Below are 14,460 nucleotides of genomic sequence, written 5' to 3'. Positions count from 1 at the left end.
CCGATGGAAATCGTTGTCGGGCAGCTGGCAACGGGATTGAGCCTCGGCTCGATCCTGTTGCTGGCCGCGCTCGGACTCTCCCTGACCTTCGGTCAGATGGGCGTCATCAACATGGCGCACGGCGAGTTCATCATGGTCGGCTGCTACACCGCCTACGTGGTGCAGAAGGTGATCTCGAATGCCGGTGCATCGCTGCTGGTTTCACTCGTCGTCGGCTTCGTGGTCGGCGGTCTGCTGGGAGTGCTGCTGGAAGTCACGCTGATCCAACGGATGTACGACCGCCCACTGGACACCCTGCTGGTGACCTTCGGCGTCGGACTCATCCTGCAGCAGGCCGCCCGCAGCATCTTCGGCGCGCCGGCGGTCAACGTGACCGCGCCCAGCTGGCTGTCCGGCGGTGTGGAGATCCTCGGTGCGGTGGTCCCCAAGACCCGCATCTTCATCCTGTTGCTGGCGATAGTGGCCGTCGTGGCGCTGACCGTGCTGCTCAAGACCAGTCCGCTGGGCCGGCGGATCCGGGCAGTCGTGCAGAACCGCGATCTGGCCGAGACCAGCGGCATCTCCAGCCGCAAGACCGACATCACCACGTTCTTCATAGGATCCGGGTTGGCCAGCGTCGCCGGGGTGGCGCTGACGTTGATCGGGTCCACCAGTTCGACGATCGGGCAGAGCTATCTGATCGACGCCTTCCTGGTGGTCGTCGTCGGTGGTCTGGGCCAGATCAAGGGCACCGTGATCGCCGCCTTCGCACTCGGCCTGCTGAACTCGTTCATCGAGTACAGCACCACCGCGTCGCTGGCCAAGGTCATCGTGTTCGTGATCATCGTCATCTTCCTGCAGGTCCGCCCGCAGGGACTGTTCACGGTCCGGACGAGGAGCCTGGTATGAGGACCATCATCGGCCGCTGGCAGACCTGGGCCGGATTCGCGGTGGCCGCCGCGGTGCTGTTCGGTCTGGCCCCGGCGGTGCTCAGCAGCTTCCGGCTCGGGTTGTTGGGCCAGTACCTGTGTTTCGCGATCGTTGCCGCCGGCATCGGGTTGGCCTGGGGACGCGGCGGCATGCTCACGCTCGGCCAGGGCGTGTTCTTCGGTCTGGGCGCCTACATGATGGGCATGCACCTCAAGATCGCCGACGCCGAGATCCGCAAGCAGGCGGTGCCGGACTTCATGCAGATCGCGGGAATCCCTGTGCTGCCGTCGTACTGGGAGCCGTTCTCCTCTGCCGCGTTCACGTTGTTCGCCATCGTGGTGATCCCCACTGCGATCGCCGCCCTGCTGGGTCTGGGCGTGTTCAAGCGCCGAGTCAAGGGTGCCTACTTCGCGATCCTGTCCCAGGCGCTGGCTGCCGCACTGGCGATCCTGCTGGTCGGCCAGTCCACCCTGGGAGGTAGCAACGGGCTCAATGGTTTTCGCACCTTCTTCGGGTTCAAGCTGTCCGATCCGGTGAACCGGCAGATGCTGTACTTCATCGCGGCGGGCACCCTGCTGGTGGTGGTCGCGGTGGTGCGTCAGCTGATGCACAGTCGCTACGGAGAACTGCTGGTGGCGGTGCGCGACGGTGAGGAGCGGGTGCGCTTCCTCGGCTACGATCCGGCCAACATCAAGGTGGTTGCCTACACGCTGGCCGCATTGTTCGCCAGTATCGCGGGGGCCTTGTTCGCCCCGATCATCGGCTTCATCACCCCGGCCCAGGTTGGGGTGGTGCCCTCGATCGCCTTCCTGATCGGTGTGGCGATCGGCGGGCGCACCACACTGCTTGGTCCCATCCTCGGCGCTGTCGGGGTGGCGTGGGCACAAACCGCGTTCTCCGAACGCTTTCCGTCCGGGTGGACCTACGCGCAGGGTCTGCTGTTCATCGTCGTCGTCGGATTCTTCCCGGCCGGCCTGGCCGGGCTCGGCACACTGGTCAAGCGGCGCAAGCGCGCATCCGAGCCGCCCGGCCCGAACCCCGACCCGGATTCGCTCGATGAGGCCGAGAAGGTGGGGGCGTCGTCATGACGGTGGCCGAACCGATCGCCGGCGGCAACGTCGGCATGGGCAGCGAGTACCTCGAAGTCCGCGGGCTCACCGTCGATTTCGACGGCTTCAAAGCGGTCAACGGTGTGGATCTCACCCTGTTCCAAGGCGATCTGCGGTTCCTGATCGGCCCCAACGGCGCGGGCAAGACCACCGTCATCGACGCAATCACCGGCTTGGTGCCGGCCAGCGGCTCGGTGGACAAGTCCGGTACCGAACTGCTGGGCAAGAAGGTGCACCAGATCGCGCGCCTCGGCGTGGGCCGAACGTTCCAGACCGCCAGCGTCTTCGAGCAGCTGACCGTGCTGCAGAACCTCGACATCGCGGCCGGCGCGGGCCGGTCCTGGTGGACGCTGCTGCGCAGGCGCGGCGCCGTGCTGCCGGCCATCGAGGAGGCCTTGGAGACCATCGGGCTGGCAGATCTGGCCGACCAGCCGGCCGGCGTGCTGGCCCACGGGCAGAAGCAATGGCTGGAGATCGGCATGCTGCTGGTGCAGAACGCCGACGTACTGCTGCTCGACGAGCCCGTCGCCGGGATGAGCGGTGAAGAGCGCGACGAGACCGGGAACCTGTTGCGCCGTATCGGATCCACCCGCACGGTGGTGGTGGTCGAGCACGATATGGACTTCATGCGCGCCTTCGCGACATCGGTCACCGTGCTGGCCCGCGGTCAGGTGATCGCGGAAGGCTCGGTGGCCGACGTGCAGGCAAACCCGAAGGTGCAGGAGGTCTATCTGGGCACCGCCGCCGCCGGAACGTCTGACCTGGAGGGCGACGAATAATGTTGGAGCTCATCGATATTCGGACCGGATATGGACGATCCCAGGTCATCCACGGTGTCAGCGTCGAGGTGCCCTCTGACGGAGTGGCCGCCGTGATGGGCCACAACGGCGCCGGCAAGACCACCCTGCTGCGTGCCGCGGTCGGATTGCTCAAGTGCACCGCAGGCAAGGTGGTGCTCGGCGGTGAGGACGTGACCAAGCTGCGCCCGAGCGCGCGAGTGGCCCGCGGCCTAGCGTATGTGCCGCAGGGTCAGCAGTCCTTCGGCCAGCTGACCACGGCCGAAAACCTGCAGGTGGTGGCCGACGGCCGCAAGAACGGCAAGCAGCTCATCGATGAACAGCTCGACCTGTTCCCCGCACTCAAGGAGCTTCTGGGCAGGCGCGCCGGTCTGCTCTCCGGTGGGCAGCGCCAGCAGTTGGCCATCGCGCGGGCGTTGATCACCACGCCGAAGATCCTGATCCTCGACGAACCGACCGAGGGAATTCAGCCGTCGGTGGTCGCCGAGATCGAAGCCGCCATCACCGCGCTCACCCAGCGCGGGGACTTGGGTGTCTTGCTGGTCGAGCAGCACATCGGATTCGCGCTCGAATCCGCGCAGCAGTACTACATCCTGGAGGCCGGCCGGGTGACCTCCAGCGGCACCGGCGGCTCGGCGTCAGAAGCCGACGTGCGCGCCGCGATGGCCATCTGAGGGGCACATCTCCGGCTCAGGCATCATGGCCTGATGCGTGCGACGTGGTCGCCAGTCAGGCTGTGTAGAAGTCGATTTCGGCGTGCTCGATGCATAACCTTCGTTATCCATGAAGTGTCGCCGAATACTCAGTCGGTGGGTAGTGCGCGGCTCAGGAGGGCCAGTAGTTGATGTAAATCGTCGTTGTCGAGTCCCCCCAGGGGGCTTTGCTCGACGGCGACGCGGACGACGGCACTTCGGGCTTGACGGCCCTTGTCGGTCAAGACCAGGACGCGGGAGCGACGATCGTTGGGGTCCACGCGACGCTCCACGAACCCGCGGTCTACGAGCTGGTTGGTGATGAACGACAGATTCGGAGCGTTGCAGTAGATGCGTTCGGCCATCACCTTCATAGAAGGTGGCGGCGCGTGTGGGTCGAGCGCCCACAGCGCCTGAAAGGTCGACGTGGTGAGACCGTGTTCGGCCAACACTTCGCCGAGCAGATGGTTGGTGCGCATCCAGATGAGGTGAATCGCCGCCACCGCGGCGGGAAGATCCGGTGAGACCATCTCGCCAGCCTACTGATCTTTCGAGTCTTGAAGTATCTGCTACGGTCGATACTTCAAGACTCGAAACACATGGAGGGTTAATGGCATCCGACTATCGCGGTGTCACCGCGCTGGTCACGGGCGCGTCCAAAGGCCTGGGCCGGGCGCTGGCGCTGGAGCTGGCAGGACGTGGCGCACGACTGATCCTGGTCGCCCGCTCCGAAGGGAAGCTGCGAGACCTCGCAACCGAAATTCGGGAACGACACGGCGGTCAGGACGCCGAAGTGATCGTCGGGGACCTGACTGCGGCCAACGGCGCGCAGCAGATCCTTCAGGAACTCAGCGCCCGAGGGTTGACCGTCGATCTGCTGATCAACAACGCCGGCGCGGGGGATGCTGGGGCATTCCTGCAGCGTCCGCTCGAGCCGCAACTGCGCACCATTGAACTCAACATCGCCGGCCTGCTGGCACTCACCCACGCGATCGGCGGCGACCTGGCTGCCCGCGGCTCCGGCGGCATCATCAACATCGCCTCGGTGGCAGCTTTCGTCCCGCTGCCCTTCCAGGCGACCTACGCAGCCAGCAAGGCATTCGTGCTCTCCTTGAGCGAGGCGCTCGCTGAGGAGCTGCGCGGCACCGGCGTGCACGTGATGGCCGCACACCCCGGTCCGATCAGCACCGGATTTTTCGACGGCACCACCGCCAAAATGCAAGCCGGTGCCGACACCCCTGAATGGATCGCAGCCCGTACCCTTGACGACTACGCCAAGCGACGTCCGGCGTCTTACCCCGGTCGCCTGCAGTACCGAGTCGTCACGTTGCTCGGCCGGCTCTTGCCTCGCGTCACCACAGCCCGACTCACCGGCACCGTCAACCGTCGCCTGGGCTACGACAAGGTAGTCGACGCCCCCGGAGTCGACGACGACCAACGACCACCAAGCCTTGCCTAGTCGAAGGATTGGCACTGACTCTGAGTATCGGATCGTGCACACCAGCGCCGGCCACTCCCTTCCTGAAAAGCGAGTGCCGGTCGACCCGGTCGCCACTACCCGCAGAAGGGCGACTCACTCTGCGTTACGACCGACCCACAGCACGTTCACGTGCTCGGCGCCGAGACAGGAGCGCAGCTCTCCGTTTGACCGAATCATCCAGACGGAACTATTCGCCTTCTACCCAGAATTGTTTCGCCGCTTGCTATTTGGCACATCCACGCCGCGGTTCCCTAGCATCGGCTGAATCGGGATTGGACCAGACTTACAGAGGCTAGGCGCGGCCTCGGTGGGCGGCGTCCGGCGGCCTGGTCGCATCACCCGGTGAGATCGCGGATATATCCAGGGCACCACCCGCTGAGGCAAAATGAACCGATGCGTGCAATCCGGCTTGTGGCGGCGGCCCTACTGGCTGCCACAACGCTGGTCGGCGGCCCCGGTGGGCCAGCCGGTGCGTGCGCCTGCGGCGGCATCGTCAGCCCCGATATGGCCGCGAAAGTCACTGGTGAGCAGGCTCTGGTCACATTGCACGGCGGCACCGAGAGCATCGTGATGGCCCTGGACGTGCAGTCGATCGCCGACAACGCCGGGCTGATCGTTCCGACCCCGGCACCGGCGACCGCGACGACCGCCGATCCGGGACTGTTCGGTGAGCTGGCGCGGCTCACCGCACCGAAGGTGGAGCCGGGTGCCCCGTCGGGTGCGGGCCTCGATGAGGTCGGGGCCGGGCCCGGTGCCGCGCCCACCGTCATCGCGCAGGTGCAACTCGGCCCGCTGGAGGCCACCACACTGACCGGCGGGGATCCGAGCGGCGTGCGCGGATGGCTCGACGGCCACGGCTACCGCATGCGGCCCGAGGTCACCGCACAGCTCGATCCCTACCTGCGCCAGGGCTGGTCCTTCGTGGCGATGCGCCTGACCGGCACCACACCCCTGCGCGGACAGCTGGATCCGGTACAGCTGGACTTCCGCTCCGATCGGTTGGTGTATCCGATGCGAATGTCGGCCGCCGCCAAGGATACTCAGTACGTCACCGTGTACACGCTGGCCGAGCACCGGATGCAGCGCACCGATGCCGATGCCAACCGGCAGGCGGTCAGGGTGGACTATGCGGGTTCGGTGCGGGGACGCACCGGCGATCCCGCGCTCACCGAGTTCAGCGCTACCAACCCCTACCTGACCAAGATCTCGACCACGATCACCGACCCCGCGGCCATCGGCACCGATTTCACGTTCGGCCCGGCCACCACCGATGATCCCTATCAGCAGGTGATCCGCAGCGAGCGACCGCATGACGACACCGCACTGCAGCTGGCGGTGGGCGCCTCGGTACTGGTCGTGGTGCTGGCCGTCGTCGTGGCGGTCGGGTGGATCCGGCGCCACCGCAGGGCGGCGCCGTAGGGCGGCCGTAGCGGTCAGCCCGCGTCGAGCAGGTGCGAGGTGTCACCGGCGGTGGCGCCGGCCGACGCCTTCAGCCGGCCGAACAGGTCGATCGCGGACTGGATGCTCTGGTCGACGACGGCCCCGAAATCGCCGCCGACCGCGGTGCTGAAGCGGCGCGCAGCGACGACCCCGACCAGGCGCGGATCCGACGAGGCGAACACTGTCGCCGTCACCGCAGGAGCGGACCCGTTCCATTGGTCAGCCAGCCCCGCCACCGCGGCGCGCGCGGTCACCGGGTAATAACGTTCGGCGGTGATGCTGATCTTCACCATGCGGCGGTCCGGGCCGCACGGCTCCAGATGGACGTGCAACCGGCCGTGGTAGGCGTTGACGAGGAAGAAGTACTCGTCGTCGTGGTGGCCGCGGAAATACCGCACCTGCCGGGTGTGCAGGTAGCGCTCGATCAGTTCCGCACCGAACTGGATGGTCATAGCAGGAAAACGCGCTGCGCAGCGGCCGCAGTTCCCGCGAACACCAAGGTGGAGCAAAGAATACGGTGAGAATTCGATAAGCCACCGACCGTACCTGCGACTAGGTCAGCCGCGAAAGCACCTCGCCGACAACCGCATCCGCCGCCACGTCGACCTGGTCCCCGGTGGCGAGGTCCTTGATGCCGACGGTGCCGGCCTCGATGTCGCGATCACCGGCTACCATCGCGACGCGGGCCCCGGAGCGGTCAGCGGCGCGCATCGCACCCTTGACGCCCCGGTCGCCGTAGGCGAGGTCCACCCGCACCCCGGCGGCCCGCAGCGCGGCGGCGGCCTTGGCCAGTTCCAACTTGGCCTGCTCCCCCAGCGGAACGCCGAACACGTCGCAGCGGGTGGTGCTCCCGACTGTCTTACCCTCGGCGCGCAGGGCGAGCACGGTGCGATCCACGCCGAGGCCGAAACCGATACCGGACAGATCCTGGCCGCCGAGCTGGCGCATCAATCCGTCGTACCGGCCGCCGCCGCCGATCCCGGACTGCGCACCGAGACCGTCGTGGACGAACTCGAAGGTGGTCTTGGTGTAGTAGTCCAGCCCGCGCACCATCCGCGGGTTGATCACGTACGGCACGCCGAGCGCGTCGAGGTGGGCCAGCACGGTGTCGAAGTGCTGTTTGGCGACATCGGAGAGGTGGTCGAGCATGACCGGCGCGTCGGCCGTCATCTCCCGGATGTGCGGGCGCTTGTCGTCGAGTACCCGCAGCGGGTTGATCTCGGCGCGCCGGCGGGTGTCCTCGTCCAGATCGAGCTTGAACAGGAAACTCTGCAGCAGGTCGCGGTATTGCGGGCGGCAGGTGTCGTCACCGAGTGAGGTGATCTCCAGCCGGAATCCGTCCAGACCGAGCGACCGGTAGCCGGCGTCGGCAACGGCGATGACTTCAGCGTCCAGTGCCGGGTCGTCGACGCCGATCGCCTCGACACCGACCTGCTGTAGCTGACGGTAGCGGCCGGCCTGCGGGCGTTCGTAGCGGAAGAACGGTCCGGAGTAGCAGAGCTTGACCGGCAGTGCACCGCGGTCCAGACCGTGCTCGATCACCGCGCGCATCACACCCGCGGTGCCCTCGGGTCGCAGCGTCACCGACCGGTCACCCCGGTCGGCGAAGGTGTACATCTCCTTGGACACCACGTCGGTGGACTCGCCGACCCCGCGGGCGAACAGCGCGGTGTCCTCGAAGATCGGCAGCTCGATGTCGCCGTATCCGGCGCGTCGAGCCGCAGCCAGCAGGCCGTCGCGTACGGCGACAAACTCGGCAGACTCAGGCGGTAGGTAATCAGGGACACCCTTGGGTGCCTGGAATTCGCTCACAGGGTCAGACCTTCGAGGAACGGGTTGGTACGACGTTCGAGACCGATGGTGCTGGATTCACCGTGTCCCGGTAAGACCAGCGTGTCGTCGTCGAGCACCAACAGTTTGTTGACGATCGATCCCAGCAGCGCGTTACCGCTGCCGCCGGGCAGGTCGGTGCGGCCCACCGACTGTTTGAACAGTGTGTCACCAGTGAACGCATGATCCTGCACCCGAAACACCACCGACCCGCGGGTGTGCCCCGGGGTGTGGTCGACGGTGACGGACAGACCGGCGAAGTCCAGCACCGCGCCGTCGGTGTCGAGTTCGACGACCTGTTTGGGCTCGCGGAACAGCGCCCCGAACGCGATCTGGCCCAGTCGCGGCCCGAACCCCTTGATCGGATCGGACAGCATGAAGCGGTCATCGGGGTGGATGAACGCCGGACAGCCGAACGTGTCGGCCACCTTCTGCGCCGACCAGATGTGGTCGATGTGGCCGTGGGTCAACAGCACGGCAGCCGGGGTCAGGCGGTTGTCGTCGAGGATGCGCCGCAGGGTCCCCATCGCGCGCTGACCCGGGTCGACGACGATGGCGTCGGACCCGGCGCGCGGGGCCAGCACGTAGCAATTGCATGCCAACATGCCGGCCGGGAAGCCGGTGAGCAACATGTGCTCCAGTTTCCCATGGCACACTCGGTGCCGACTTATCCACTCTCTTGCAGGACACGGAGGCTCACCGCGGTGCCCACCAACGAACAGCGTCGGGAGACGGCCAAGCGCAAACTCGAGCGCCAGCTGGAGCGCCGCGAGCAGCAGGCCAAGCGGCGTCGGCTGCTGGCCATCATCGGGGGCATCGTCGCGGTCGCTGCGGCGGTGGCGCTCGTCGTCACCTTCGTCCTGACCGATAAGGACAAGGACAAGAAGACCGACGCCTCGGCCACCCCGGCGCCGAGCAGCCCCGGTGCATCGGCACCGGCTGGATCCACCGCCCTGGTCCGCGGCGGGCCGGGGCAGCTACCGGCGTTCAAGGCGCCCGCCGACCTCGGCGCCAACTGCCAGTACCCGGCTGCCCAACCGGCCAGCAAACCGGTCGAGGCGCCCAAGACCGGCAAGGTGCCCACCGATCCGGCCACCATCAGCGTCAGCATGGCCACCAACGAGGGCAACATCGGCTTGTTGCTGAACAACAACGAGGCGACCTGCACCGTCAACAGCTTCATCAGCCTGGCGCAGAAGGGCTTCTTCAACGACACCCCCTGCCACCGGTTGACCACCTCGCCGTCGTTGGGCGTGCTGCAGTGTGGTGACCCCAGCGGAAGCGGCTCGGGGGGCCCGGGCTACCAGTTCGCCAACGAGTACCCGACCAACCAGTACCCCAAGGACGATCCGGCCCTGGCGCAGCCCGTGCTCTACCCGCGTGGGGCACTGGCCATGGCGAATGCCGGCGCGGACACCAACGGCAGCCAGTTCTTCCTGGTCTACAAGGATTCGCAGTTGCCGCCGAACTACACCGTCTTCGGCACGATCGACGCCACCGGCCTGGCGACACTGGACAAGATCGCCGCCGCGGGTGTGGCCGGCGGCGGCCAGGATGGCAAGCCGGCCAAGCCCGTCATCATCAAATCGGTGCTGCTCGACTAGGCGATGACCGAACCTCCGTACTACCCACCGCCGCCAGCGCCGTACGGCACACCGCCGCCGTACGGCCCGGGGCCCTACCCGTATCCCCCGCCGCCCGCCACCAACGGCATGGCCATCGCGTCGCTGATTTGCGCGTTCGTCTTCGCGCCGCTGGGCATCGTGTTCGGGCACATCTCGCTGTCGCAGATTCGGCGTAGCGGCGAGGAGGGGCGCGGGCTGGCCATCGCCGGGCTGGTGATCAGCTATCTGGTGACAGTGCTGACGATCCTGGCGGTGATTGCCGGCATCGCGCTGTTCGGGTGGGCGGCCAAAGTAGTGCGTGAGGAGGCTGCCCGCAACGGCGGCGCCGGTATCCCGGGTGCGCCCGGTCCGGGTGGAACCCAACTACCGCCATTCACCCCACCCGCCGGCCTGGGCGCCAATTGCACCTACCCCGCGACGGTCACCCCCGCCGACAAGCCCGTCAAGCCGCCCCGCTCCGGCGCGGTACCCACCGTACCGGCCACGGTGAACGCCACGATGACGACGAGCGCCGGAGCGATCGGCCTGATCCTGGACAACGCCAAGGCACCGTGCACCGTCAACAGCTTCGTCAGCCTGGCCCAGCAGGGCTACTTCGACGGCACACCGTGTCACCGTCTGACGGCTTCCGCGACGCTGGCGGTGCTGCAATGCGGGGACCCGACGGGCACGGGACAGGGCGGTCCGGGCTACCGGTTCGCCAACGAGTACCCCACCAACCAGTACCGGCCGTTCGACCCGGCGCTGCAGCGCGCCATCGAATATCCTCGCGGCACACTGGCGATGGCCAATGCCGGCCCCGACAGCAACGGCAGCCAGTTCTTCATCGTGTACCGCGATTCACTGCTGCCGCCGACCTACACCGTCTTCGGCCGGGTCGACGAAACGGGTCTGGCGACGGTGGATGCGATCGCCGGGGAAGGCATCGCCGGGGACCCTGAGGACGGCCGCCCGAAGAGCAAGGTGGTCGTCAGCTCGATCCGGCTGGACTGATCACGGGCGAGCTCCCTGGATCTGCTGCGGTTATGAGTTCACTGCATGTCCAAGGCCGCAGCAGGTACAGATATTCCAGACATGGTGTTTTTCAACAGCATTCATAGACCACGTCAATAGGGACGGGAAATACTCAGCGCCGGTATGCCGTTAACACCAACGTCATGAACACCGCAATCCCACGAATTGTCCGAACCATCCTCTATTCGGTGGCTGCGACCGTCGCACTGCTCGCGCCGAGCGCCTTCGTGGCCGGGGGCGCCGATGAGCCGACCCCGGCGGCCCAGCCCTGCTACAACGGCGTGCTGCCGTGGAACCCGTACCTGCAGAGCTGCAGCCTGCCGGCCGCCGGGCAGCATATCCCCGGTGCCGCACCCGGCCCCGTGGCGATCATCGCCTGCCGCAACCACCCAGGCTGCCTGTCCTGGTACGTCAACAACCCCTAGCAGCGCGGCTCAGCGCGTGCCACCCATCAACCGACCGGTCACCGTGATCAGCAGCCGCCGCGGCACGAGCCTGGTCAGTAGGTGGGCGGTCACCGCGTTGGCCAATCCGTCGACGAAACTCGGCTTGCCACTGTCGAGTTCGCGCAGCGTGCGGTCGACCACCTGACGGGCGGTTCGCTTGCGGCCCAGCGCGGCCGATTCGCCTGCGATGTCGAAGAATTCGGTATCGGTGGCCCCTGGGCACACGGCCAGCACCCGGATGCCGTGCGGCTTCTCCTCGGCCCACAGCGCCTCGCTGAACGACAACACGAACGCCTTGGTCGCACCGTAGACGGCCATGTGTGGCACCGGCTGGAATCCGGCGGTGGAGGCGATGTTGATGATCGTGCCGCGCCCGCGCGAACGCATCCCGGACAGGTAGCGAACGGTGAGGTCGACCAGGGTGGCGCAGTTGAGCTGGATCTCGTCGGCCAATCGCTGCGGATCGGCGTCGACGAGATCACCGTGGGTGCCGAAACCGGCGTTGTTGACCAGCACGTCGACGGTGATGCCCGCGGACTCGGTGGCCGCGACCAGTTCGGCGCCCGCCGCGGCGGTGGCCAGATCGCGCGCGAGCACGGTGACGGTGACGCCGTGCGCGGCGCGCAGGTCGGTGGCCAGTGTCTCCAAGGCCTCCTGCCGGCGGGCCACGAGCACCAGATCGTGGCCCCGAGCCGCGAACGCTCGCGCGTATTCGGCGCCCAGCCCGGCCGATGCCCCGGTGATCAGTGTGGCCATGGTTACGCCGCGCTCGTCACGCGGTAGACGTCGTACACGCCTTCGACGTTACGGACCGCATTGAGCACGTGGCCCAGATGTTTGGGATCACCCATCTCGAAGGTGAAGCGGCTGATCGCCACCCGGTCGTTGGACGTGGTCACCGAGGCCGACAGGATGTTGACCCGCTCGTCGGCCAGCACCCGGGTGACATCGGAGAGCAGCCGGTGCCGATCGAGTGCTTCGACCTGGATGGCCACCAGGAACACCGATGTCGGTGACGGCGCCCAGTGCACCTCGATGATGCGCTCGGACTGCTCCTGCAGGGAGGCGGCGTTGGTGCAGTCGGTGCGGTGCACGCTCACCCCGCCGCCGCGGGTGACGAATCCCATGATGTTGTCGCCGGGTACCGGCGTGCAGCACTTGGCGAGTTTGGTCAGCGTGCCCGGGGCGCCGGGCACTGCCACCCCGGTGTCATCGGTACTGCGCTGACGCACCGGCATGGTGGCTGGCGTATACCGTTCGGCCAGTTCATCTTCGGCGCTGTCGGTGCCGCCGAGCTGAGCCAGCAGGCGCTGCACGACGTGGCGCGGCGAGACGTGCCCCTCACCGACCGCGGTGTAGAGCGACGAGACGTCGGCGTAGCGCAGCTCCTGGGCCAGTGCGGCCATCGCCTCACCATTGACCAAGCGCTGCAACGGAAGTCCGCCGCGGCGCACCTCGCGGGCAATGGAATCCTTACCGGCTTCGAGTGCCTCCTCGCGCCGCTCCTTGGCGAACCACTGCCGGATCTTGGCCTTGGCCCGCGGCGAGACCACGAAGCCCTGCCAGTCCCGCGACGGCCCGGCATTGGGAGCTTTGGAGGTGAAAACCTCCACCACTTCCCCATTTTCGAGTTTGCGTTCCAGCGCCACCAGGCGGCCGTTGACCCGCGCTCCGATGCAACGGTGGCCTACCTCGGTGTGCACGGCGTAGGCGAAATCCACCGGCGTGGACCCGGCAGGCAGGGTGATCACATCGCCTTTGGGGGTGAAGACGAAGATCTCCTGGACGGCCAGGTCATAGCGCAGCGACTCGAGGAACTCACCCGGGTCGGCGGCTTCCCGCTGCCAGTCGAGCAGCTGGCGCATCCAGGCCATGTCGTCGATCTCAGCGGCGGCATGCGGGTGCGGAACTCCGTTGCGGCCCTTGGCTTCCTTGTAGCGCCAGTGCGCGGCGATGCCGTACTCGGCGGTGCGGTGCATATCGCGGGTCCGGATCTGCACCTCCAGCGGTTTGCCCTCCGGACCGACGACGGTGGTGTGCAGCGACTGGTACACCCCATACCGGGGCTGGGCGATGTAGTCCTTGAACCGGCCGGGCATGGGCTGCCACAGTGAATGCACCACACCCACAGCCGCATAGCAGTCCCGGATCTCGTCGCACAGGATGCGCACCCCGACCAGGTCGTGGATGTCGTCGAAGTCGCGGCCCTTGACGATCATCTTCTGGTAGATCGACCAATAGTGTTTGGGCCTGCCCTCCACGGCCGCACTGATCTTCATCGCGGACAGCGCGGTCATGATCTCGGCACGCACCTTGGCCAGGTAGGTGTCCCGCGATGGCGCCCGGTCGGCGACCAGTCGCACGATCTCGTCGTAGCGTTTGGGGTGCAGGATCGCGAACGACAGATCCTCCAACTCCCATTTGACGGTAGCCATTCCGAGCCGATGAGCAAGGGGCGCAATGACTTCCAGCGTCTCTCGAGCCTTGCGGGCCTGCTTCTCCGGTGGGAGGAAACGCATGGTGCGCATGTTGTGCAGCCGGTCGGCCACCTTGATGACCAGCACCCGCGGGTCGCGCGCCATCGCGATGATCATCTTGCGGATGGTTTCGCCCTCAGCGGCGCTGCCCAGCACCACCTTGTCCAGCTTGGTCACCCCGTCGACCAGGTGGCCGACCTCGTCGCCGAAGTCGGCGGTCAGCGCCTCCAGCGTGTAGCCGGTGTCCTCGACGGTGTCGTGCAGCAGGGCGGCCACCAGGGTGGTGGTATCCATGCCCAGTTCGGCCAGGATGTTGGCGACCGCCAGCGGATGGGTGATGTAGGGGTCACCGGAGCGCCGCAACTGGTCGGCGTGCTTGGCCTCGGCGACGTCGTAGGCGCGCTGCAGGATCGCCAGGTCGGCCTTCGGGTAGATCTCGCGGTGCACCGCCACCAGGGGCTCGAGCACCGGGTTGAGCGTGCTGCGCTGCGAGGTCATCCGGCGGGCCAGCCGGGCGCGTACCCGCCGCGATGCGCTGCTGGTGGTCTTCGGGGTGTCCGCGCGCGGCTCGGTGGGCGGGATCTCGGCGACCGGCATGGGTTGGACCGCCGCGCCCCGGCTCGGTTCGTCCGCCATGGTCA

15 protein-coding genes are annotated in these 14,460 nt (G+C 67.1%); 9 read left to right on the top strand and 6 right to left on the bottom strand.

The genetic code is table 11. The annotated features are described in order from the left end of the window. Window positions 1-3: 3 nt before the first annotated feature. The 4 genes from urtB to urtE are packed head-to-tail and all read left to right on the top strand — an operon-like array spanning window position 4 to window position 3,489. On the top strand, window positions 4-888 hold the full coding sequence (gene urtB / locus G6N35_RS04570; RefSeq protein WP_163803178.1) for an urea ABC transporter permease subunit UrtB: 885 nt from the start codon (window positions 4-6) through the stop codon (window positions 886-888). Then, window positions 885-1,997: an urea ABC transporter permease subunit UrtC gene (gene urtC / locus G6N35_RS04565; RefSeq protein WP_163803177.1), complete on the top strand. Its 1,113-nt coding sequence runs from the start codon at window positions 885-887 to the stop codon at window positions 1,995-1,997. The genes urtB and urtC overlap by 4 nt, the downstream gene beginning before the upstream one ends. After that, complete coding sequence (gene urtD / locus G6N35_RS04560; RefSeq protein WP_163803176.1) at window positions 1,994-2,797, top strand: urea ABC transporter ATP-binding protein UrtD; 804 nt, start codon at window positions 1,994-1,996, stop codon at window positions 2,795-2,797. The genes urtC and urtD overlap by 4 nt, the downstream gene beginning before the upstream one ends. Further along, the gene (urtE, locus tag G6N35_RS04555; RefSeq protein ID WP_163803175.1) at window positions 2,797-3,489 is read left to right on the top strand and encodes an urea ABC transporter ATP-binding subunit UrtE; all 693 of its coding nucleotides are present in this window, start codon (window positions 2,797-2,799) and stop codon (window positions 3,487-3,489) included. Before urtD ends, urtE begins: the two co-directional genes overlap by 1 nt. 128 nt (window positions 3,490-3,617) lie before the next feature. Here urtE and G6N35_RS04550 read toward each other — a convergent pair whose 3' ends face one another. Then, window positions 3,618-4,037, bottom strand: coding sequence for a MarR family winged helix-turn-helix transcriptional regulator (locus tag G6N35_RS04550; RefSeq protein WP_163803174.1), 420 nt, complete (start codon window positions 4,035-4,037; stop codon window positions 3,618-3,620). Between the two features lie 80 nt (window positions 4,038-4,117). Between G6N35_RS04550 and G6N35_RS04545 the strand changes: the two genes are divergently transcribed. Together G6N35_RS04545 and G6N35_RS04540 are read left to right on the top strand one after the other, a co-directional pair. After that, window positions 4,118-4,966, top strand: a complete 849-nt coding sequence (locus G6N35_RS04545; protein WP_163803173.1) for an SDR family NAD(P)-dependent oxidoreductase — start codon at window positions 4,118-4,120, stop codon at window positions 4,964-4,966. 414 nt (window positions 4,967-5,380) lie between these two features. Next, entirely contained in the window at window positions 5,381-6,406 is a 1,026-nt protein-coding gene (locus G6N35_RS04540) for a DUF2330 domain-containing protein (RefSeq protein ID WP_163803172.1), read from the top strand. 14 nt (window positions 6,407-6,420) lie between these two features. Here the strand turns inward: G6N35_RS04540 and G6N35_RS04535 are convergent, their stop codons facing one another. The 3 genes from G6N35_RS04535 to G6N35_RS04525 form a co-directional block, all read right to left on the bottom strand. After that, window positions 6,421-6,879 (bottom strand): hypothetical protein, encoded by a 459-nt coding sequence (locus tag G6N35_RS04535; RefSeq protein WP_163803171.1) that lies wholly within the window; start codon window positions 6,877-6,879, stop codon window positions 6,421-6,423. A gap of 100 nt (window positions 6,880-6,979) precedes the next feature. After that, window positions 6,980-8,239, bottom strand: a complete 1,260-nt coding sequence (gene hisS, locus G6N35_RS04530; protein ID WP_163803170.1) for a histidine--tRNA ligase — start codon at window positions 8,237-8,239, stop codon at window positions 6,980-6,982. After that, window positions 8,236-8,889 carry an MBL fold metallo-hydrolase gene (locus G6N35_RS04525; protein WP_163803169.1) on the bottom strand — a complete coding sequence of 218 codons (654 nt, stop codon included), beginning with the start codon at window positions 8,887-8,889 and terminating at the stop codon, window positions 8,236-8,238. Before G6N35_RS04525 ends, hisS begins: the two co-directional genes overlap by 4 nt. Window positions 8,890-8,961: 72 nt before the next feature. Here G6N35_RS04525 and G6N35_RS04520 point away from each other — a divergent pair, with 72 nt between their 5' ends. From G6N35_RS04520 to G6N35_RS04510, 3 genes are all read left to right on the top strand, one after another. Continuing rightward, window positions 8,962-9,861: a peptidylprolyl isomerase gene (locus G6N35_RS04520; RefSeq protein WP_163803168.1), complete on the top strand. Its 900-nt coding sequence runs from the start codon at window positions 8,962-8,964 to the stop codon at window positions 9,859-9,861. A 3-nt stretch (window positions 9,862-9,864) separates the two neighbouring features. Continuing rightward, window positions 9,865-10,875: a peptidylprolyl isomerase gene (locus G6N35_RS04515; protein WP_163803167.1), complete on the top strand. Its 1,011-nt coding sequence runs from the start codon at window positions 9,865-9,867 to the stop codon at window positions 10,873-10,875. 209 nt (window positions 10,876-11,084) lie between these two features. Then, the gene (locus G6N35_RS04510; protein ID WP_246224208.1) at window positions 11,085-11,321 is read left to right on the top strand and encodes a hypothetical protein; all 237 of its coding nucleotides are present in this window, start codon (window positions 11,085-11,087) and stop codon (window positions 11,319-11,321) included. A gap of 9 nt (window positions 11,322-11,330) precedes the next feature. Here the strand turns inward: G6N35_RS04510 and G6N35_RS04505 are convergent, their stop codons facing one another. Together G6N35_RS04505 and G6N35_RS04500 are read right to left on the bottom strand one after the other, a co-directional pair. Beyond that, a complete protein-coding gene (locus tag G6N35_RS04505) occupies window positions 11,331-12,098 on the bottom strand; it encodes an SDR family NAD(P)-dependent oxidoreductase (protein ID WP_163803166.1) in 768 nt (255 codons plus the stop codon). A 2-nt stretch (window positions 12,099-12,100) separates the two neighbouring features. Next, window positions 12,101-14,455, bottom strand: a complete 2,355-nt coding sequence (locus G6N35_RS04500; protein ID WP_163803165.1) for a RelA/SpoT family protein — start codon at window positions 14,453-14,455, stop codon at window positions 12,101-12,103. Window positions 14,456-14,460: the final 5 nt, after the last annotated feature.

The sequence above is a fragment of the Mycolicibacterium anyangense genome (assembly GCF_010731855.1).
GTDB lineage: Bacteria > Actinomycetota > Actinomycetes > Mycobacteriales > Mycobacteriaceae > Mycobacterium > Mycobacterium anyangense.
Note: the sequence above shows the minus strand (reverse complement) of the source record. Positions and strands in the feature narration are given on the sequence as shown.

What these genes read in the sequence shown, in the direction of transcription:
- urtE (WP_163803175.1), top strand. Translation starts at nt 2,797, where the DNA reads ATGTTGGAGCTCATCGATATTCGGACCGGATATGGACGATCCCAGGTC.
- G6N35_RS04515 (WP_163803167.1), top strand. Translation starts at nt 9,865, where the DNA reads ATGACCGAACCTCCGTACTACCCACCGCCGCCAGCGCCGTACGGCACA.
- urtD (WP_163803176.1), top strand. Translation starts at nt 1,994, where the DNA reads ATGACGGTGGCCGAACCGATCGCCGGCGGCAACGTCGGCATGGGCAGC.
- G6N35_RS04500 (WP_163803165.1), bottom strand. Translation starts at nt 14,455, where the DNA reads ATGGCGGACGAACCGAGCCGGGGCGCGGCGGTCCAACCCATGCCGGTC.
- G6N35_RS04525 (WP_163803169.1), bottom strand. Translation starts at nt 8,889, where the DNA reads ATGTTGCTCACCGGCTTCCCGGCCGGCATGTTGGCATGCAATTGCTAC.
- urtB (WP_163803178.1), top strand. Translation starts at nt 4, where the DNA reads ATGGAAATCGTTGTCGGGCAGCTGGCAACGGGATTGAGCCTCGGCTCG.
- urtC (WP_163803177.1), top strand. Translation starts at nt 885, where the DNA reads ATGAGGACCATCATCGGCCGCTGGCAGACCTGGGCCGGATTCGCGGTG.
- G6N35_RS04545 (WP_163803173.1), top strand. Translation starts at nt 4,118, where the DNA reads ATGGCATCCGACTATCGCGGTGTCACCGCGCTGGTCACGGGCGCGTCC.
- G6N35_RS04505 (WP_163803166.1), bottom strand. Translation starts at nt 12,098, where the DNA reads ATGGCCACACTGATCACCGGGGCATCGGCCGGGCTGGGCGCCGAATAC.
- G6N35_RS04540 (WP_163803172.1), top strand. Translation starts at nt 5,381, where the DNA reads ATGCGTGCAATCCGGCTTGTGGCGGCGGCCCTACTGGCTGCCACAACG.
- G6N35_RS04535 (WP_163803171.1), bottom strand. Translation starts at nt 6,879, where the DNA reads ATGACCATCCAGTTCGGTGCGGAACTGATCGAGCGCTACCTGCACACC.
- G6N35_RS04550 (WP_163803174.1), bottom strand. Translation starts at nt 4,037, where the DNA reads ATGGTCTCACCGGATCTTCCCGCCGCGGTGGCGGCGATTCACCTCATC.